Source organism: Arthrobacter sp. TB 26, from assembly GCF_000427315.1.
Lineage (GTDB): Bacteria > Actinomycetota > Actinomycetes > Actinomycetales > Micrococcaceae > Arthrobacter.
Map to the genome: position 1 here is coordinate 1 of NZ_AUPJ01000443.1, position 18,628 is coordinate 18,628.

Annotated in this window: 17 protein-coding genes and 1 pseudogene; 10 read left to right on the forward strand and 8 right to left on the reverse strand. The window is 66.6% G+C overall.

What is annotated here, in order from left to right; translation table 11 throughout:
- Positions 1-172 (forward strand): annotated as a pseudogene (locus K789_RS0116820) (2-dehydro-3-deoxyglucarate aldolase); the annotation flags it as partial.
- A gap of 96 nt (positions 173-268) precedes the next feature.
- On the opposite strand, the gene K789_RS0116825 reads toward K789_RS0116820, so the two are convergent.
- Positions 269-667 carry a hypothetical protein gene (locus tag K789_RS0116825; RefSeq protein ID WP_024367774.1) on the reverse strand — a complete coding sequence of 133 codons (399 nt, stop codon included), beginning with the start codon at positions 665-667 and terminating at the stop codon, positions 269-271.
- A 544-nt stretch (positions 668-1,211) separates the two neighbouring features.
- Here K789_RS0116825 and K789_RS0116830 point away from each other — a divergent pair.
- The 4 genes from K789_RS0116830 to K789_RS0116845 all read left to right on the forward strand — a co-directional run bounded on the left by K789_RS0116830 (position 1,212) and on the right by K789_RS0116845 (position 4,390).
- Positions 1,212-1,664, forward strand: coding sequence for a hypothetical protein (locus K789_RS0116830; protein ID WP_024367775.1), 453 nt, complete (start codon positions 1,212-1,214; stop codon positions 1,662-1,664).
- 122 nt (positions 1,665-1,786) lie between these two features.
- Positions 1,787-2,620 (forward strand): hypothetical protein, encoded by an 834-nt coding sequence (locus K789_RS0116835; RefSeq protein ID WP_024367776.1) that lies wholly within the window; start codon positions 1,787-1,789, stop codon positions 2,618-2,620.
- A gap of 1 nt (position 2,621) precedes the next feature.
- Complete coding sequence (locus K789_RS0116840) at positions 2,622-3,131, forward strand: hypothetical protein (protein ID WP_029705186.1); 510 nt, start codon at positions 2,622-2,624, stop codon at positions 3,129-3,131.
- Entirely contained in the window at positions 3,128-4,390 is a 1,263-nt protein-coding gene (locus K789_RS0116845) for a hypothetical protein (RefSeq protein ID WP_024367778.1), read from the forward strand. Before K789_RS0116840 ends, K789_RS0116845 begins: the two co-directional genes overlap by 4 nt.
- A 57-nt stretch (positions 4,391-4,447) precedes the next feature.
- Here the strand turns inward: K789_RS0116845 and K789_RS0116850 are convergent, their stop codons facing one another.
- The 6 genes from K789_RS0116850 to K789_RS0116875 all read right to left on the reverse strand — a co-directional run bounded on the left by K789_RS0116850 (position 4,448) and on the right by K789_RS0116875 (position 10,009).
- Positions 4,448-4,873: a heat shock protein transcriptional repressor HspR gene (locus K789_RS0116850; RefSeq protein WP_024367779.1), complete on the reverse strand. Its 426-nt coding sequence runs from the start codon at positions 4,871-4,873 to the stop codon at positions 4,448-4,450.
- A 15-nt stretch (positions 4,874-4,888) separates the two neighbouring features.
- Positions 4,889-5,869, reverse strand: a complete 981-nt coding sequence (locus K789_RS0116855) for a DnaJ C-terminal domain-containing protein (protein ID WP_024367780.1) — start codon at positions 5,867-5,869, stop codon at positions 4,889-4,891.
- Positions 5,870-5,963: 94 nt separating this feature from the next.
- Positions 5,964-6,626, reverse strand: coding sequence for a nucleotide exchange factor GrpE (locus tag K789_RS0116860; RefSeq protein ID WP_024367781.1), 663 nt, complete (start codon positions 6,624-6,626; stop codon positions 5,964-5,966).
- 2 nt (positions 6,627-6,628) lie between these two features.
- Positions 6,629-8,491 (reverse strand): molecular chaperone DnaK, encoded by a 1,863-nt coding sequence (gene dnaK, locus K789_RS0116865; RefSeq protein ID WP_024367782.1) that lies wholly within the window; start codon positions 8,489-8,491, stop codon positions 6,629-6,631.
- 257 nt (positions 8,492-8,748) lie between these two features.
- On the reverse strand, positions 8,749-9,135 hold the full coding sequence (locus tag K789_RS0116870) for a hypothetical protein (RefSeq protein ID WP_024367783.1): 387 nt from the start codon (positions 9,133-9,135) through the stop codon (positions 8,749-8,751).
- Between the two features lie 106 nt (positions 9,136-9,241).
- The gene (locus tag K789_RS0116875) at positions 9,242-10,009 is read right to left on the reverse strand and encodes a TetR/AcrR family transcriptional regulator (protein WP_024367784.1); all 768 of its coding nucleotides are present in this window, start codon (positions 10,007-10,009) and stop codon (positions 9,242-9,244) included.
- A 184-nt stretch (positions 10,010-10,193) separates the two neighbouring features.
- Here K789_RS0116875 and K789_RS0116880 point away from each other — a divergent pair, with 184 nt between their 5' ends.
- Entirely contained in the window at positions 10,194-11,156 is a 963-nt protein-coding gene (locus K789_RS0116880) for an NAD-dependent epimerase/dehydratase family protein (protein ID WP_024367785.1), read from the forward strand.
- A 37-nt stretch (positions 11,157-11,193) separates the two neighbouring features.
- Here the strand turns inward: K789_RS0116880 and K789_RS0116885 are convergent, their stop codons facing one another.
- Positions 11,194-13,419, reverse strand: coding sequence for an MMPL family transporter (locus K789_RS0116885; protein ID WP_024367786.1), 2,226 nt, complete (start codon positions 13,417-13,419; stop codon positions 11,194-11,196).
- Between the two features lie 204 nt (positions 13,420-13,623).
- On the opposite strand from K789_RS0116885, the gene K789_RS0116890 reads away from it, so the two are divergent.
- The 4 genes from K789_RS0116890 to istB all read left to right on the forward strand — a co-directional run bounded on the left by K789_RS0116890 (position 13,624) and on the right by istB (position 18,563).
- Complete coding sequence (locus tag K789_RS0116890; RefSeq protein ID WP_024367787.1) at positions 13,624-14,151, forward strand: MarR family winged helix-turn-helix transcriptional regulator; 528 nt, start codon at positions 13,624-13,626, stop codon at positions 14,149-14,151.
- Between the two features lie 1,306 nt (positions 14,152-15,457).
- Positions 15,458-16,501: an EAL domain-containing protein gene (locus tag K789_RS0116900; protein WP_024367788.1), complete on the forward strand. Its 1,044-nt coding sequence runs from the start codon at positions 15,458-15,460 to the stop codon at positions 16,499-16,501.
- A gap of 62 nt (positions 16,502-16,563) precedes the next feature.
- Entirely contained in the window at positions 16,564-17,808 is a 1,245-nt protein-coding gene (istA, locus tag K789_RS0116905) for an IS21 family transposase (protein WP_024365141.1), read from the forward strand.
- A complete protein-coding gene (gene istB / locus K789_RS0116910; protein WP_024365140.1) occupies positions 17,805-18,563 on the forward strand; it encodes an IS21-like element helper ATPase IstB in 759 nt (252 codons plus the stop codon). Before istA ends, istB begins: the two co-directional genes overlap by 4 nt.
- The last annotated feature ends 65 nt before the right edge of the window (positions 18,564-18,628 follow it).

Genomic DNA, 18,628 nt, shown 5'->3' on the forward strand with positions numbered 1-18,628 from the left:
CAAGCCGGCGGGCGTGAACGCCTTTAACCCCGACACCGCCCACCGCTATCTGGCCACCGGTGCCTCGTTTGTGCTGGTAGGAGCCGACGTGGCACTGCTGGCCCGCGGCTCCGAAGCACTCGCGGCCGAATACATCCGGTCCTCCGACGGCGGCACCCCGGCCAGTTACTGAAGATCCCCGCTGTTTCCCCAGCCCACAGCAACGCGGGGTCACTTCGCGCCCATCCCGAGGGGATTTACCGGCGCGAAGTGACCCCGCGTTGTTGGGCTAGGCTGCGGCAGGTGCAGTCACGGACCGGGAAGCGGTCTGGTTGCGGAACCAGGTGGCCAGTTTCTTTCCTTTGCCCTTCCACCAACTGTCCTCATCGCCGCCGTTGCGCCACCGGAAGATCACCATGACCATCACAAAGACTCCACCCGCGACGTCCTGCCAGGTCCCGCTGGCGGCATCGATGAGCACAGTGACCGCGCTGATCAGGATCGAGGGCCAGGCCAGCGTCGTGAAGACCGTGTTCGCCACGTAGCGGCGGTGGGACCGCGGCACCGAGAGCGCACGGACCATGTCGAAGCAGACACACACGACGACGACGGTCTGGCCCAGGGACAACAGGATTGAGCCGGGCAAGGATCCGGCGATGAGGGCCAGCGAACTGAGTCCGGAGTTCATGGCCTGCCCACGATCAGTGCGGGTCCAGGCGCCGACTTACCCGGCCACATGGGATCAAACGTGAAGTGCTTCAACATGCGGTGCCCCCCGGCATCTACCACTGTCCGACTCGCCGGCTCGACTGGCCGGCAACCCCAATTGAACAGTGTTGCCGACCACCAGGTCCCGCGAGGAAGGTACGCGACTTTCGAGCGCGAGGCTACGTGGCTTACTTGAAGGTGTACTCACTTCAGTGCGCCGAAACACTTGGTGGCCGAATCCAGGGGCCACTTTTGCGTCCTGGCAAGCTTTCTCCTGCCGCGCCCCGGGCCGGGATTGCGCGTACGTCCTTTCGCGACCACCCGGTGTCCTGAATTCCAGTAATTCTGCGTGGAGGCAGGTAGTCGGAGCGACAAAAGACAGGTACCGCTACCCGTTGTGGCGCCCCAATTTCGAGGCAACGATGAGGCCATTCGATTCAGCGATGGCAACCGCAGGATTGGGGGGAAGCGGCTCTTGCCTGTTGACTCCTCTGTCCGGGTGCCCCACAGAAGGAGTCTCACAAATGCGCAAGCTCACCAAGAAGAGCAAGGTCATCGCCGTTGCAGCCTCGGTTGCCCTCGTGGCAGTCGGCGGCGGCACGGCCTACGCCTACTGGACCACCACGGGCACCGGCACCGGCACCGGCACCAACTCCACCGGCGGCGGTACCGTGACCCTGCATGCCAGCTTCGCAGCCGGCCTGGCCCCGGGCAACTCGGTGCCCGTCACGTACACGGCCGACAACAGCTCCAACACCGGCACGGTCGTCGGCGCCCTCACCGCGAGCGTGACCACGAGTGTGCCCGAATGCCTGCCGGCTTGGTTCACGGTCACCGCCACTACCTCGAACTCATCTGTCCTGGCGAACAGCACGGGCACCCAGGTGGGGTCAGGAACATTGGCATTCCTCAATGACGCCGCCAACCAGGATGCCTGCAAGTCTGCCGTCGTCACGGTTACTGTCGGCAGCGTGTAGCTGACGTCCCCGGCGGGCCGGACACNCCCGCCGGGCGGCCTTCAGGCCACCGCCCAGCAACCCATCAGTCACCGCCGACACCCACGACCCGCGCAACGCGCCCGGTCGAAGGAGGATAGGGAATGCAGCATCCACTGCGGTTCTTCCGGCTCGCCAAGGAACACGCGGGCCTCGCCGGCCGCGCCCTCATCATTGGCCTGCTGGCCATCTTCCTGCCCGCGGGCACACTCTACGCCGCCGGGCAGCAGTCGGCCCCGCCAAAGCCCGGGATCCTGCTGCAGGTCACGCCGTCCAGCCGGAACGTGGACCAGGGACAGGCCACGAGCTATTCCGCAACGGTCAGTTCCACCGGCGGATTTGCCGGCACAGTGTTGCTGGGAGTCACCGGCCTCCCCGCCGGGGCAGCGGCGAGCTTCTCGCCGTCGTCCGTCAAGCTGACGGCCGGGAGCACGGCCCAGCTCAGCGTGAACGTATCCACGGCATCCACGACAGCCGCCGGGGACTACGATCTGACACTGACGGGCCAGAGCGGATCCATCCTGTCGGCTGCCGTCAAGACCCAGTTGCGGATCAAGGCACCCCTGCGCGTCTTCGGGCTCGCCGGCGATGTGTCGGGCCTTCTCGCGCCCGGCACGAACCGGTCCCTGGACCTCGGATTCAACAACCCGGATAAAGGCATCGACGTCGGCAATCTGTCCGTCTCGATCACGGGTGTGGTCCGCACGTCGAAGGCGATCGCGGCCAACCTGCCCTGCACTGCACAGGACTATGCCGTGGCGCAGTACAGCGGGCGCTACCCCCTGACGGTCCCATCCGGCAACAGCTCGCTTTCACAGCTCGGCGTTCCCCCGACCCAATGGCCCCGGATCGCCATGCTCGACACTCCACGCCTCCAGGACGGCTGCAAAGGCGCAGTCCTCCAGCTGGCGTACTCGGGATCAGGGCAGGGAAACTGACATGCGATCCACACGATCCCTGGTGCACGGCACCAAACTCGCTGGAACTGCCTCGGCCGGTGCCGTCGCGCTCTGCCTGCTGGCGGGCGGTGGCACTGCCTACGCGTACTGGGCCAGCACGGGCTCGGGTACCGGCGCCGCAGCGGCCGCCGCAATGCAGACCGTCACCGTCGACGCGTTAGTGGCAGGCGACTCGAACAGCACGAGCCTGGTCCCGGGCGGCACCGCTGACGTCATCCTCCGGACCAGCAACCCCAACGGCTTCGCGGTTCAGCTGTACGCGGTCGCCGCCAGCGGGGAGGTCACGGCCGATGCCGCCCATCCCGGCTGCACCACCACCGGGGTTTCCTTCACGGCCCCGGCCACCCCGCTCGCACCCGCCGTCACCATCCCGGCGAACTCTTCCCGGCTGGTCACCCTGCCGGGCGCGGCGAGCATGTCCGCGCTGTCGCAGTCCGCCTGTCAGGGCGCGACCTTCAAAATTCCCGTCACCGTGGAGGCACGACGATGAGCCGTCGCAACAGCCGCGAGGCACGCTCGCGCGCCCGGAGCCGCATTGCCGTCATCCTTGCCGGCGCTGCCCTCCTCTCGTGGGCCGGTCCGGGAGCCAACGCCTACTGGAAGGCGGTCTCGAACGGGGGTTCCGCGTCGTCCGCCGCAGACGCTGTGGCCGCCGGCGCAACGCCGACGGCCACCGTGTCTGCCGGAAATGTCATGCTGGGATGGAAAGCCACCGCCACCCTCGCCGGTCGGCCTGTCAGCGGATACACGGTGGCGCGCTATGCCTCCGCATCGGGCGGCACGAAAGTAGCCGCCGGCGGCACGTGCGCGGGCACGGTAACTACTGGACTGGGTTGCACCGACCAGGGCGTCCCGACCGGCACCTGGTATTACACCGTCACTCCGGTGCTTGCGCAGTGGCAGGGAACCGAAAGCGTCCGGAGCAGCGCCGCCGCCGTGGACACCACGCCGCCGGCCGCCCCTTCGGTGGCTGCCCCCGCCTATGTCAACATCGGCAACGTCTCTGCAGTGCCGGTCAGCGGCACCACCGAACCCGGGGCGTCCATTGCCCTGGCTGTCACGGACGCCGGCGCGGCGCACACCGTCAACGCCACCGCCACCGCCACCGCGAACGGCTCCGGGGCCTGGAACACCACCGTTAACCTGTCGTCCCTGGACGCCGGAACGATCACCTACCGCGCGGTCGCGACCGACACCGCGGGCAACCAGGGTAACACCGCGACGCCGGGCACCGCGGCCTCCGTCAAGGATGTCACTGCCCCGACAGTGAGCGGAGTTTTGCTGGCAGACGGCGGAGGCAGGAACGGCAAGCTCGACCCCAATGACAAAGCGACCATCACCTTCTCCGAACGCCTGGACGCATCCACGATCTGCAGCAATTGGGCCGCCGATCCCAGCGGAACGCTGGCACTGAGCGCGGACCAGGCCACGGTCAACATCAGCTCCGGCAATATCCTCAGCGTGGCCGTGGATAGCTTGGTCTGCCCGACATCGAGTATTGGCACCGTGTCATTGGGTGGCAGCTACTACGGCTCGGGAACGCTCAGCTACAAAGGAATCATCAGCTGGGATCGGTCCGCTAATACGCTCACCATCACGCTGGGGGCCCTGATCTCGGGCAGCGTGGGTAACGGGACGGAACAGTCTGCTTTCCCGTCGTACACGCCGGCAACCGGGATGCGGGACCTCGCGGGCAACCCCTTCGCCAACACGTCCCCGGTCCCGGGCAGCACCAAGTCACGCTTCTAACCCAAAGAGTGCCCGTGACCTCAGGGGTCCCGGGCACTCTTTGGGTTAAGAATTGGCTCAGCCTTCGATCCCGCGCGGCCGCCACACCACCAGCGCCTGGGACCGTGCCCGCGGGCGCTTGCCGCGGGCCAGGCTCACGACGTCGCCCGCGGCTCCGGCGGCAAAGATGCGGGAGTCCAGGGCACGGGGCCGGCGTTCGAGTTCTTCACTCAGCTCGCTGACCCGCCGTTGCAGGGCTGCCACTTGGTTCTCCAACTGGAGGATCCGTTTGATGCCCTCGAGGGAGACGCCCTCCTGCGAGAGCCGCTGCACCTCGCGGAGCATGTTGATGTCCCGCTGGGAGTAGCGCCGCGACTTGCCGGGCGCCCGGCTGGGCGAGACGATGCCCAGCCGGTCATACTGCCGCAGCGTCTGGGGGTGCATGTCCGCCAGTTCCGCGGCAACGGAGATCACGAAGATCGGCTGCTCGTACTCGATAACCATGGCAGGCGTCCGTTCCTAGAGCCGGGCCTTGGCTGCCAGTTCGGCGCGGACATCCTCACCGGCGGTGGCCGCGGCGAAGGACTTGACGGCCTCCTCGGCTTCCTTGTTCAGCTTCCGCGGGACGGCGACGTCGATGGTCACCAGCAGATCCCCGGTGGCCTTGGTGTGCTTCACACCGCGTCCCTTGACGCGGAGGGTACGGCCCGACGGCGTGCCGGCAGCCACGCGCACCTTGACCTTGTCGCCGTCGATGGTGGGAACCTCGATGTCGGCGCCCAGGGCTGCCTCCGGGAAAGTGACCGGGACGTGGATGCGCAGGTTGTCGCCGTCGCGGACGTAAAAATCGTGCGGCTTCACTGAGACGGTGACCATAAGGTCCCCGTACCCGGCCGGACCGTACTGGCCCTTGCCGCGGACACGGACCTTCTGGCCGTCCTTGATGCCGGCCGGGATGCGGACATCGATGACTTCGCCGTCCGGTTCACGCAGCCCGATGGTGGTGCCGCGGATGGAACCGGCGAAGGAAATGGAGGTCGAGGCCGTCCGGTCGGCGCCCTTCTGCGGGGCACGCTGGAAGGACTGGCCGCCGCCGAAGCCGCCACCGCCGAAGAGGTCGGCAAACTCGGGGGGAATACCGCCGGCCGTGCTGTAGCTGCCGGAATGGCGTCCCCCGCCGCCGGTGAAGAGCCCGCCGAAGAGGTCCTCGAAGCCCGCCCCGCCGGCAGCCCCGCCGCCTCCGCCGGGGGCGAAGCGTGCGCCGCCGCCCATGGCCCGGATGGCGTCGTACTGCTGGCGCTCGTCGGCATCGGAGAGCACGGAGTAGGCCTCGGAGATGTCCTTGAACTTCTTCTCCGAAGCGGTGTCTCCCGCGTTGGTGTCCGGATGGTGCTGCCGCGCGAGCTTCCGGTAGGCCTTTTTGATGTCGGCGTCGGAAGCGTCCTTGGCGACTCCAAGGATCTTATAAAAGTCCTTGTCCACCCAGTCCTGGCTAGCCAATGGCGTTTCCTTTCAAATCTGTGTGCCGAAGTGACAGTTCGCGCCAATGTTCCTTGGAAACACGGGCGCGAACTGTCACCTCGATGGCGTACTGCTAGGCCGGGACGGCCACGATGACCTGGGCTGCCCGCAGGACCCTGTCGCCGGACTTGTACCCGGAGCGCAGGACCTGGCTGACGGTGTCTATTTCGACGTCCGTGCCCGGCTGCTGGATGAGGGCCTCGTGGATCGTGGGGTCGAACTCCACACCGGTCTCATCGATGCGCACCAGGCCGTATGTCTTCAGCGCGTTCTCCAGCTTGGCGGCGATCGCGGCGAACGGTCCGTCCGTGAGGTCACCGTGCTGGCGGGCGGCGTCGACGTCGTCCAGCACCGGGAGCAGGGAGTTCAGGACGCCGATGACGGCCATCTCCCCTGCCACGGCGCGGTCGCGTTCGACCCGCTTGCGGTAGTTGACGTACTCGGCCTGCAGGCGGCGGAGGTCATTCCTCAGCTCCTCCGCCTCCGCACCGTCAGCACCCTGGGCCACGGAATCCGCGGCTGGAACGGCCACACTGTTGAGGATGTCCTCGGCCTGGGACAGTGCGTCCCCGGAATCAGCATGGTGCTCCTGGTCGGGGTGGCGGGCCTGGCCGGTCTTCGGATCAACCTTGCGGTTGTCGTGGATGATCGGCTTCTGCGGCTCGTTCTCCCGCTGTTCAGCGTCGCGACGGCTCTCGGAAGAACCGTGCTCTTCTTCGTTACCGTGATGCGGCATGATTACTTCTTCTCGTCTTCGTCAACGATCTCGGCGTCGACGATGTCCTCGTCGGCTCCCGCTGCCGGCTCGCCGGCGGGGGCACCCTGGGCGCCGGTGGCGCCGTCCGGGGAACCTGCCTGGGCGTAGATGGCCTCGCCGAGCTTGGTCTGGGAAGCCTGCAGCTTCTCAAACGCGGTCTTCACGGCTGCGTCATCGGTGCCTTCGAGCGCTGCCTTGAGGGCGTCGACGTCGGCCTGGACTTCGGTCTTGACCTCTTCCGGCAGTTTGTCGGCGTTGTCGGCGATCAGCTTGTCCACGGAGTAGGCAAGCTGCTCGGCAGTGTTGCGGGTGTCGGCTGCCTCGCGGCGGGCCTTGTCCTCTGCTGCGTGCTCCTCGGCGTCCTTGACCATGCGGTCGATGTCTTCCTTGGAGAGGCTGGAACCGCCCGTGATGGTCATGGACTGTTCCTTGCCGGTGCCCTTGTCCTTCGCGGAGACGTGCACGATGCCGTTGGCGTCGATGTCGAAGGTGACCTCAACCTGCGGGACGCCGCGCGGTGCCGGCGCGATGCCGGTCAGCTCGAACGTGCCCAGCGGCTTGTTGTCGCGGGTGAACTCGCGCTCGCCCTGGAAGACCTGGATGGCCACGGACGGCTGGTTGTCGTCCGCGGTGGTGAAGGTCTCCGAGCGCTTGGTCGGGATGGCCGTGTTGCGCTCGATCAGGTGCGTCATGATGCCGCCCTTGGTTTCGATGCCGAGCGAGAGCGGGGTGACGTCGATCAGGAGGACGTCCTTGCGCTCGCCCTTCAGGACACCGGCCTGCAGGGCGGCGCCGACGGCGACGACCTCATCCGGGTTGACGCCCTTGTTCGGTTCCTTACCGCCGGCCAGGTCCTTGACCAGGTCGTAGACGGCAGGCATACGGGTGGAGCCGCCGACCAGCACGATGTGGTCGATCTGGGAAAGCTGGATCCCGGCTTCCTTGATGACGTCGTGGAACGGCTTCTTGGTGCGCTCGAGCAGGTCCTTGGTGAGGTCCTGGAACTTGGCGCGGGTCAGCTGCTCGTCCAGGTGTACCGGGCCGTCGGGGGTGACGGAGAGGTACTGGAGGGAGACGTTGGTGCTGGTGGAGGAGGAGAGTTCCTTCTTGGCCTGCTCCGCTGCCTCACGCAGGCGCTGCAGGGCAATCTTGTCCTTGGACAGGTCAATGCCCTTGACCTTGAGCTGGTTCAGCAGGTAGTCGACAACGCGCTGGTCCCAGTCGTCGCCGCCGAGGCGGTTGTCGCCTGCGGTGGAACGGACCTGGATGGTGGAGAAGTTGTCTTCGTCCTTGCCAACCTCGAGGAGAGAGACGTCGAAGGTTCCGCCGCCGAGGTCGAAGACGAGGATGAGTTCGTCTTCCTTGCCCTTGTCCAGGCCGTAGGCCAGGGCGGCCGCGGTGGGCTCGTTGACGATGCGCAGGACCTTGAGGCCCGCGATTTCGCCGGCTTCCTTGGTGGCCTGGCGTTCGGCGTCGTTGAAGTACGCGGGGACGGTGATCACGGCGTCCGTGACCTTTTCGCCGAGGTAGGACTCGGCGTCGTTCTTGAGCTTCATGAGGATACGGGCGGAGATTTCCTGCGCCGTGTACTTCTTGTCGTCAATGGCGACGCTCCAGTCGGTGCCCATGTGGCGCTTGACGGAAGCAATGGTGCGGTCAATGTTGTTGACGGCCTGGCGCTTGGCGATTTCGCCAACCAGCACTTCGCCGGACTTGGAGAATGCAACGACCGACGGCGTGGTGCGGCCACCCTCGGCGTTGGCAATAACGGTGGGCTCGCCACCTTCGAGAACGGAGACGACGGAGTTGGTTGTTCCGAGGTCAATACCTACTGCACGTGACATGTGTTGCGTCCTTCTTTCCTTGGAAACTTGCCGGAATGGCTGCGGACCGCGGGGATCCGACCGTGATTGAGCGATCTGCACTCAACTTTACTCAGGTCCCGATCAAAGTCAATCCAAAGTTGAGCGTCTTGCGCTCAACTTTGGATTTTCAACGGCGCGACTGGCTCGTCGGAACGAATATTTTCCCGGCATTCCGGGAATATCCGGGCAGCAGCCAGGCCAACCACCGGGTATTTCGCTGTGCGCGAAGTCCGCCTTCAGCGCTCCCCGCGGTCAGCTTCGTCGGCGTCTTCGTTCCGCGCGGGCACCCCATCAGCGCCCCGGCCAGCGGTGCGCGAGGCGCCGGCGGTACCGTAGTCGCCTTCTGGATATTCGCCCTCCTCGGCCGCGGCCCGCATCGCGCCGGTGCCACCCGCCGCTCCGTAATCGCCTTCGGGGTAATCGCCCTCCTCCACGCCGACGGCGGTGGCGCCGCTGACGCCGGCCGCTCCGTAGTCACCGGTGGGGTATTCGCCCTCTTTGGCTTCGGGCGGGTTCTCCCCTGCGGTGCCGGCCGTGCCGTAGTCCCCCTCGACGTACTGACCCTCCGCGACCTGCTCTTCGGGTTCCGCTGCTGTTCGATCAAACTCGCTGTCTTCGGACATGGTTGGATCCTTCCTGGAAGCCTCGGCGCGCCCAGGCAGGCGCAGTGGCAGTCTATCGAGCGCCACCGGGAGACAACAGGGGGCAACGAAAACCCCGGGGCGTCGGCTATTCCGGGTGATCGGCGGTTTGCCGGCCGGCCCTTTGCGATGATTGTCCAAGGCCCGCGAGTTCCGCCAGCACGGCCAGATGGTGGGCGAAGAGTTCATCCGGAGCGGCGAAGGTGCCCGCGCCATACTGGCCAAAAACCTCGAAGCTGACGGCTCCGAACAGGGACGTCCAGACGAGCGCACCGCGCGCCAGCAGCCCGTCAGGCACCGCCAGTCCCATCCCGCTTCGGATCCGCTCCAGGTCGTCGGAAAGGACGGGCACAATGACGGCCTGATCGTCAGGCGCCGCCAGCCGCCCGGCCCGGTAGGCGCCGTCCAGCAACGCCATCAGGGCGTAGATCACGCGGGTGCCCGGCGCCGTGGTCCGCTCGGCCGGCGCCTGGTATCCAGGCACGGGGCTGCCGAACAGGAGCCCGTAGCGGGCCGGCTCGCGCAGCGCCCAGCGCCGCACCGCGGACCCCAAGGCGTTGAACCGCCCGGCGAAGTCGGTCACGGGCAGGGTGGCCACGGCGGCGTCCACTTCGTCTCCGAGCTCGTTGTAGGCGTCGATGAGCAGCAGGGTCAGCAGCTCTTCGCGATTCTCCACGTACCGGTAGACCGCCGAGGAGACGACGCCGAGATCCCGCGCCACGGCGCGAAGGGACAGCGCGGCAGCCCCGTGCACTGCAAGATGCTCCCGGCCGAGGCGCACAATGTCCTCGATGGTCCGTGCCCGGGCACGCTCGCGGGGAGTGGGCGGCTTCACGGCCAGTTCGGTCTGCGGCATGGCTCCAGCATTCCATAAAGCAGAGCAGTGTCAACAAATGTGAGCACTGCTCTTGACTTTCGCCCCAGCCGGATCCATCCTGAATTCAGAGAGCAGTGCTCTCAGGTTCAGGTTGCGGCCTGGCTAATCCAGCCCCAGCCCGGGCCGCCGCAGCCCGTGCGACCACAACGAAAGCGAGAACACCGTGTCCCAGTCCGTATCCCCCGAGGCCCGGGCCACTGCCCTCTTTGTCGTCACGGGCGCCGGCCCCGTCGGCTGGACGGTGGCCGAACAGCTCGCCGCAGCGGGCCACCGGGTGCGGGTGCTCACCCGCTCCGGCACCGGACCGGACAACCCGCTGATCGAAAAGACGGCCGTGGATGTGTCCGACCCTGCGCGGCTCGGCGAGCTGTTCCGGGGCGCCAAAGCCGTGTTCCACTGCATCCACGGATCGCAGTACAGCGCAAAGGTCTGGGCGGAGGAACTGCCCCGCGCGGAGGAGGCCGTGCTTGCCGCGGCGGGCGGCGCCGGCGCCGTCGTCGTGTTTCCGGAAAGCCTGTACTCCTACAGCGGGCCGGAACGGCCGATGACCGAGGAGGGCCCGCGGGAGGCCCGCGGCGGCAAACGGGGCGTCCGCACCGCGTTGCTGGCGGCCCGTGCGGCGTCCACAACGGACACCGTGAGCGTGGTGGCGAGCGATTTTTTCGGTCCGCGGGTTCGCGGCGCACATGCCGGCGAGCGCATGGTGAAGCCGGTCCTGGCGGGAAAACCCCTGATGGTGATTGGCAACGCGGGGCTGCCGCATTCCTTCACGTATGTGCCGGACCTGGCCGCCGCCATGATCAGGGTCGCGCAGGATCCTGCGCTGTGGAACCGGGTGTGGCACGCGCCGACCGGCCCCGCGCTCAGCCAGCGGAAGATTGCTGCAGCGTTCGCCGCCGCTGCCGGCGTCCGGGCGCCGCGGGTGACCGCCGTCCCCGGGTGGGCGCTGCGGACGATGGGCATGTTCTCCCCCGGAACGCGGGAACTGGCCGAAACCCTGTACCAGTTCGAACACCCCTTCGTCATGGACTCGAACGCCAGCGAAGCGGCCCTGGGGCTGCATCCCACGCCGCTCAAGGAAGCAGCCGCCGCCACCGTTGCCTGGTGGAGGGACCAGGAACAGTGACGGCGGCTGCGGCTGTGGGGGCAGGTCCGGCCTCGGGCTAGCGGATTCCCGCCTCCGCGGATTCCGTCTCCGGGGCAGCCGGGCGGACGCTCGCGGCGGCATCCTTCTCCGCCCGCCCCAGCTTGCTCGGCCACCAGATCCGGGGGCCGATGTCGTAGGCCAGGGCCGGAACGAGCAGCGAGCGGACCAGGACGGTGTCCAGCAGAACCCCGAAGGCCACAATGAAGGCCAGCTGCACGAGGAACATGATGGGGATGACGCCCAGGGCCGCGAAGGTGGCCGCGAGGACCACTCCGGCGGAGGTGATCACACCGCCCGTGACGCCCAGGCCGCGCAGGATGCCGGGCCGGGTGCCGTGCTTGATGGACTCCTCCCGGACCCGGCTCATGAGGAAGATGTTGTAGTCCACCCCCAGCGCCACAAGGAAGACGAAGCCAAAGAGCGGGACGGTGGCATCGGCTCCCGGGAATCCAAAGATGTTGTTGAACACGAAGGCGGAGACTCCCATGGCGGCGGCGTAGGACAGCACCACCGAGGCAACCAGCAGCAGCGGCGCCAGCACGGAGCGCAGCAGCAGCATCAGGATCACCAGGATCACCGCGAGGACCACAGGGATGATGGTGACGAGGTCACGCTGGGCAGTGGTGTTCGTGTCCAGGGCCGTCGCCGTCACTCCGCCGACCAGGGCGCCGTCGTCGATTTTCTTCAGTTCCTGGCGGAGGGCCACCACGACGTTTTCAGCCTCGTTGGAGTCCGCGGCGAAGTTCAGCGTCGCGTTGATCAGGACCTTGCCGTCCCTCACCGCAGGAGCCGTGGGAGAAGCCGGGGCGCCGGGTGCGGCCGGAGCGCCGGGGACGATCGGAACGCTGCCTTCGGCCAGCAGGTAGGCGACCCCGACGCCGTCGGTCGCTTTGGTCCTGGCCAGCACGTCCTGCGCCTTCGCCTCGTCAGCGACGATCACGGCAGGACTGCCGGAGCCCGCGTCGAAGTGCCGGGCCAGGGCGTCCTGGCCGTCGACGGCGTTGGAGGCGGTGAGGATCACGTCGGTCTGCGGGACGCCGTTTGCCTTGAGCTGGAGCACGCCGGCGGAGGCCACCAGGAGCAGCAGCACGGAGGCGATCCAGACGGTCCGGGGCCGGCGGGACACGAGGGATCCGGTGGCGCGCCACAGGCCCTTCTGGCCCTCGAGGCCGGTGACGAGTTCGGGCTCGCGCTCAGTCTCCGGGAGCAGCTTGGGGCGGAACGGCCAGAACGCGGCGCGGCCCAGCAGCGCCATCAGCGCTGGCAGCAGGGTCAGGGCCGCGAAGAGGGAACACAGGATGCCTGCGGCCGCCACGGGGCCGAGTGCCTTGTTCGAGTTGAGGTCGGACAAGAGCAGGCACAGCAGCGCGATGATGACGGTGGCGCCGGAGGCCAGGATCGGCTCCCAGGCCGCCTTCCACGCGGTGAGCGCGGCGGCCGTCCGGTTGGTCGTGTGCGTCAGCGCCTCACGGAACCGCGCCACATAGAGCAGCGCGTAGTCCGTGGCGGCACCGATCACCAGGATGGACAGGATGCCCTGGCTCTGGCCGTTGAGCTGGATCCAGCCGAGCTTGGCCATCCCGAAAACCAGCAAGATGGCGGCGCAGAGCGCGAAGACCGAGGTGAACAGCACGGCGATCGGCAGCAGCAGCGAGCGGTAGACGATCAGCAGGATCAGGAAAACCGCGGCAAGGGCCACCAGCAGCAGGATGCCGTCGATGCCCGCGAAGGCGCTGACGAGGTCGGCGGCAAGCCCGGCCGGACCGGTTACGAAGGTCTGCATTCCCGCCGGAGCGGATGCCTGCACCTCCGCGCGGAGTTCCTTGACGACTTCCTTCACTTCGCCGGCCGAATCGATCGGGACTACAAACTGCACGGCCTTGGCATCTTCGGACGGGATGGGTCCGATGACGGTGCTGCCGGCACCCACGGCCTCCAGCTTGCCCTTGAGGGCTGCCACCTCGCCGAATTGGGCCGGGGTGAAGGCCGAGTCGCTCTCAATGACAATGACGGCTGGGATCTCATTGGTGTCCCGGAACTTGGCCTGCCAGTCCCGGACTTCCGTGGCCTCGGCTCCCGTCGGCAGGAAGGACGCCTGGTCGTTCGAGGAGACCTCGCTCAGCCGGCCAAAGGTGGGCCCGCCGATCCCGGCGATGGCCAGCCAGGTGACGACGAGCAGGACGGGGACCAGCCAGCGCAGCCAGAAGGGGAAGCGGGCACTGCCGTGAGGTGTCTTGTTCATGGTTCCTTCTGGTGCATGCCGTGGAGGAGTAGAATTGAATCCATAATAGACTATCTCCACGATGGAGATAACCCGTTGGTGTGCAATTCTTGGAAAATATTTCGGCACCGGGCCGGGTCCGCTGCCGCACTCCGCTGAAGTAAACTCCGGAGGGCGCCTGCTGCGGCGCAGGGGTGGCCAGGACAAGGGAGAGGAAGGTTTGCCGTGACAGTTGATCCGCCGGGACGGCCTGAATCTTCCGGACCGCCTTCAGGTCCGCCGCCGCTGGTCCGCTTGCTTCAGGAGTTCAGCCTCGAGGCCAACCGCTACGTTGATTCTGCAGGCGGCCGCAACGACATGCACCGGACGGACCTCAATGCCCTGGCCGTGATCATGCAGCACACCGCGAGGAACCAGATCGTCACGCCCGGCGTGCTCCGCAAGGAACTGCATCTGAGCTCACCCGCCACGACGGCACTGATCGACCGGCTGCACAGCTCCGGCCACGTGATCCGCGAGCGGCAGGGCACGGACCGCCGCCAGGTCCAGCTCCGTATGACCCCTAAGGCCTATCGCGACGGCGGCGCCATGTTTCAGCCACTGGCCCGCCACATGGCCGCCGCGATGGCCGAATTCACTCCAGCGGAACTGGACCTCGCGACGCGGTTCATGACGTCGATGATCGAGGCGACGGTCAAGGCCGGACAGGAGGCGGCGCAGCAGCCGTCACCGTCGCCAGCTGACCCGCACTAGTTGGCGTTTTCGCGCGCTCCAACGGCAACCGACTGCGTCCGGCCGCCCGGCCGGCCCAGTTCGGCAGCACGGACCAGGAGGTGCCGTCGAGGGTGTCCATCCAGTCGTACCCGTCACCTGCCCTGTTGTCGGCGGGAAGAACCGGCGCCGTGATCGGTTCGCCGGTGTCGGTCGTGACCGTGCGGGTCATGGTTTCTGTGCTCATGAGGTGATGCTCCGTTTCACTCGGGCGGGGCGGGTGCCTGGAGTACCTGCCATCGGCTGCGCGGCCGTCCGCAGGACGGTTGCGGCGGTGGAGCGGGCACGTATGGTCCAACGGACAGCAGCAAAAAAGAAAGAAGAATGCTTGTGATATCCGAGCGCAGCGAGGCCCTTGTATCGTCGTCTGCGCAGCGCCCGGGCAGAAGATCCGAACGCCTCATCCGAAAAGGAGGACTTGCCGGTCCTTGCGGATGAGAGCAGCGTTCGGCCGTCACCAAGGACTTTCAATGCGGCGGTCGAGAGGTATATTCGGTGCCGAGGGGGACCCCCGGGAAGGCGACCAAATCCGTTTTCGTCCCGTCCCTGAAGTATGACCTGCCGGACGAAGCGCCACAGCGACAGCCTCATCTGTAATGCACTGCCTGGCCCGGGTTTCCCCCGCCTGTCGACTCAGTCTCCTGGATTCGCGGCCCCCATATCTACCGGCATATCTGAACGGACTGATTCCGTTGCCGGGTCAGGACTGCAACCTGCTGGCATTGGTCCTCAACGAGCGCCTGGTCGAACTCAACCTGCCGCAGCTCGCCGCATACATCCGCTAGACGCATCACGCAGCCTTCAGCCCCGCAACAACAGGAGCGCACGTGGTGCCATCACGAAGCATGGCCCGGAGGACGTTCAGTCGGCAGGCGACAGTATGTCCATTTGGATCCCGACGAAGGTGTTCTGCAGGTTTGGCGCAGTTTTCGATTACGAGGGATGTTCTTTGCTAGCTTGGATCTAGACGATGGGGACGGGCCTGGGACAGCGGCTCTTCCGTGGCGGTTTAGGCCTGCACTAGCCGGCTGCCTTGGCGGCCATCGCCGCCGCTGGTCATCGCCGGCTCCTGGCAGGTTGGCTCATGGCGGCAGGCGTCGAGGCAGTCATCTATTGCCGGGGACGGACTGAACGCCGTCACGGTACGCGCTAAGTCGCTGGCTTGCCGGCGAGTGTTTTGTCCAGCCAAACAGAGGGTATGGCTATGGTTGAAGGGAAACCCGGTACGCCGCGGGCGCGGAGCCGGGATGTACTGGCGTGCTTTCTGGCCGTCCAGGCGGTATTCGCCATGACAGCGGGTGGGGTCCTCATCTTGGATCCGGCGGTTACCGCCCGTCCGGGCCTCCAGTTGTTGCTGGCCTCACTGATCCTGATTCCCATCCTCGTGGCCGGTTTCCTGGCCCTGCGGTTCCACAGGTGCCACCGCGCAGAGAGGGCCAGCGCCCGAGGCGCCGCCCAGCTAATGGACACGGTCCTGACCACCAGCCACGAGTGGTTGTGGGCGCTGGACGCCCAGGGCAATTTCATCTTCTCCGGCCCCACCGGTATCGATCTCACGGGATACCACCCGTCGGAACTGGTCGGGAAGCACTTCAGCGTCATTGCCGATGTCGAGGACTTTCCGGCGGCGATCAGGTCACTCATTGACGCGCCTGGCGTTGAGGGTCACGCCCAGGGCGTCGTCCGGTGCCGGCACCGGGACGGGAGCTCGGTCTGGATCGAATCCTCCACCCACAACCGCCCAGTGAGGGCCGGGCAGCCCGCCGGTCTGGTGGGGACCAGCCGCAGGGTTCCCGTGGAGACAGCCCAGGAGGCGGCCGCCGCCCTCAGCCGGGCCAGGATCAGGGCAATGATCGACGGGAACAGGATGCTGACGGCCTTCCAGCCGATCAAGAACCTGGCTGCAGGGCACATCATCGGCGCCGAAGCGCTGACGCGTTTCGTCAGCGAGGACGGGACCGGGCCTGACTACTGGTTCGAGGAAGCCGCCGCGGTTGGACTCTCGGAGGACCTCGAAATCGCGGCGCTGGAAACCGCCCTCAAAGCGGCAAAGGCGTTGCCCCCAGGCATCTACGTGGCACTGAATGCCTCCCCTGCCACCTGCCTGGACCCGCTGTTGCCAGGAATTCTGGAACGGTCCGGCCTTGCTTTGGACCGGATCGTCCTGGAGCTGACGGAGCGGCTCGAAGTGGAGGAATATTGTCCCCTCATCTCGGCCTTGGAACCGCTGCGCCGCCGCGGGCTGCGTATCGCCATTGACGACGCCGGCTCGGGCTTTGCCTCCATGCGGCATGTGCTGCACATCCGGCCCGACATCATCAAACTGTGTTAACGCCAACCGAAAATAGGGCCAGGAACGCCAACTGAAAACAGGGCCACCGACCATTATGGAAGGTGATCAATTTGGATGATTGGGCGGAGATACGCCACCTGTTTTCGACGGGCAAGCACTCGAAGCGTGAGATCGGCAGGATCGTGGGGGTTTCCCGCGGAACGGTGGAGCGTGCGCTGGAGTCGGACCGGGTGCCGAAGTACCAGCGGGCAGCGGGAGTATCGAGTTTTGATGCGTTTGCTCCCAGGGTGCGGGAGCTGTTGGTGAAGACTCCGACGATGCCGGCCGCAACGCTGGCGGAGCGGGTTGGTTGGTCCGGTTCCGCGTCGCTGTTCCGGGCGAAGGTCGCCGCGATCCGGCCTGAATACGCTCCGCCTGACCCGGCCGACCGTCTGGTCCACGAGCCGGGATTCCAGGTCCAGTGCGATTTGTGGTTCCCGCATGATCCGCTACCCGTCGGTGAGGGTCAGACTGACACGCCCCCGGTGCTGGTGATGACCTCGGCGTTCTCGGGATTCATCCAGGCACGGATGCTGCCCTCCCGCACGACACCGGATTTGATCGGTGGGATGTGGGCGCTGCTGCAGGATGCGCAGGCGGTTCCGTCCAGGCTGTTGTGGGACAACGAGTCCGGCATCGGTCGGCGCCGGCCCACGGAGCCGGTGGCCGCGTTCGCCGGATCCTTGGGGCTGGAGGTCAAACTGCTGCCGCCGCGGGATCCGGAGTCCAAGGGCATGGTCGAGCGGATGAACAGGTTCTTCCGGCAACGCTTCATGCCGGGCCGGGACTTCCGCTCACCAGCGGATTTCAACGGTCAGCTGGAGGACTGGCTGCCCAAGGCCAACCACCGGTATTCCCGGTCCCGCCACGGCCGTCCTGACGAGCTGATCGTCCTGGACCGGGAGAAGATGCGGGAACTACCGCCGGTGACACCGGACACGGTATTCCGCAACGCGGTGCGGCTGCCGCGGGATTACTACGTGCGGGTGTTCTCCAACGACTATTCCGTGGACCCGTCGTTCATTGGGCGGATCGTGGATGTCACCGCTGATCTGGACACCGTCTGGGTCACGCACGATGGGGTGCTCATCGCCACCCACGTCCGGGCCTGGGCGCGGCATCTGGTGGTGACCGACACGGCCCATGTCGCCCGCGCGGCGGTGATGCGCCGGGACTTCCGGACCCAGCGGGTGCGCCGCCCCGAACCCGAGGAAGCCGTGCAAATCCGGGATCTGGCCGCCTACGACGAGATCTTCGGCATCGACCTCGGACAGGACCCGGCCGTGCTGCTGGAGGCGGCGTCATGAGCGGGACACCCTCGCAGATCGAGTACTACGCCCGTGCGCTGCGCGCACCCCGGATCAGCGATGGGTTCCGCCGCCTCGGGGACCAGGCCCGGGACGCCGGCTGGTCGCACGAGGAGTATCTGGCCGCCGTCCTCTCCCGGGAAGTCTCCGAACGCGAAGCCTCCGGAGCCGCGACACGGATCAAGGCCGCCCGGTTCCCCGCGCACAAGGACCTCGAGGAGTTCAACTTCGACCACCAGCCCTCCGCGGACCGGAACCTCATCGCTCACCTGGGCACCAGCGTATTTCTCTCCGAGGCCAAGAACGTGGTCCTGCTCGGGCCTCCCGGCACCGGCAAAACCCACCTCGCGGTCGGCATCGGCATCAAGGCGGCCAAGGCCGGGCACCGGGTCCTCTTCGACTCCGCGACGGGCTGGGTCGCCCGCCTGCAGGAGGCTCATTCCCGCGGGAAACTCGCCCAGGAACTGGTCAAGCTACGCCGCTACAGTCTCCTGGTGGTCGATGAAGTCGGCTATATCCCGTTTGACCAGGACGCCGCGAACCTGTTCTTTCAGCTGGTCTCCAGCCGCTATGAACACGCCTCGATGATTCTGACGTCCAACCTGCCCTTCGCCCGCTGGGGCGACGTCTTCGGGGACCTGACCATCGCCTCGGCCATGATCGACCGGATCGTCCACCACGCCGACGTCATCAGCCTCAAAGGCAAAAGCTACCGGCTCAGAAAACACCAGCCCACGGCCAGTACGGCACAATAGAACGAACAACAAGTGGCCCTGTTTTCAACTGGCACTAATGGCCCTGTTTTGGGTTGGCGTTAACA

Excerpts from the sequence above, each read along its gene's own strand:
- K789_RS0116850 (WP_024367779.1), bottom strand. The coding sequence starts at position 4,873 with ATGGTTATCGAGTACGAGCAGCCGATCTTCGTGATCTCCGTTGCCGCG.
- K789_RS0116875 (WP_024367784.1), bottom strand. The coding sequence starts at position 10,009 with ATGCCGCAGACCGAACTGGCCGTGAAGCCGCCCACTCCCCGCGAGCGT.
- K789_RS0116840 (WP_029705186.1), top strand. The coding sequence starts at position 2,622 with ATGCGATCCACACGATCCCTGGTGCACGGCACCAAACTCGCTGGAACT.
- K789_RS0116860 (WP_024367781.1), bottom strand. The coding sequence starts at position 6,626 with ATGCCGCATCACGGTAACGAAGAAGAGCACGGTTCTTCCGAGAGCCGT.
- K789_RS0116885 (WP_024367786.1), bottom strand. The coding sequence starts at position 13,419 with ATGAACAAGACACCTCACGGCAGTGCCCGCTTCCCCTTCTGGCTGCGC.
- K789_RS0116845 (WP_024367778.1), top strand. The coding sequence starts at position 3,128 with ATGAGCCGTCGCAACAGCCGCGAGGCACGCTCGCGCGCCCGGAGCCGC.
- K789_RS0116870 (WP_024367783.1), bottom strand. The coding sequence starts at position 9,135 with ATGTCCGAAGACAGCGAGTTTGATCGAACAGCAGCGGAACCCGAAGAG.
- dnaK (WP_024367782.1), bottom strand. The coding sequence starts at position 8,491 with ATGTCACGTGCAGTAGGTATTGACCTCGGAACAACCAACTCCGTCGTC.
- K789_RS0116900 (WP_024367788.1), top strand. The coding sequence starts at position 15,458 with ATGACAGCGGGTGGGGTCCTCATCTTGGATCCGGCGGTTACCGCCCGT.
- istB (WP_024365140.1), top strand. The coding sequence starts at position 17,805 with ATGAGCGGGACACCCTCGCAGATCGAGTACTACGCCCGTGCGCTGCGC.
- K789_RS0116830 (WP_024367775.1), top strand. The coding sequence starts at position 1,212 with ATGCGCAAGCTCACCAAGAAGAGCAAGGTCATCGCCGTTGCAGCCTCG.
- K789_RS0116835 (WP_024367776.1), top strand. The coding sequence starts at position 1,787 with ATGCAGCATCCACTGCGGTTCTTCCGGCTCGCCAAGGAACACGCGGGC.
- K789_RS0116825 (WP_024367774.1), bottom strand. The coding sequence starts at position 667 with ATGAACTCCGGACTCAGTTCGCTGGCCCTCATCGCCGGATCCTTGCCC.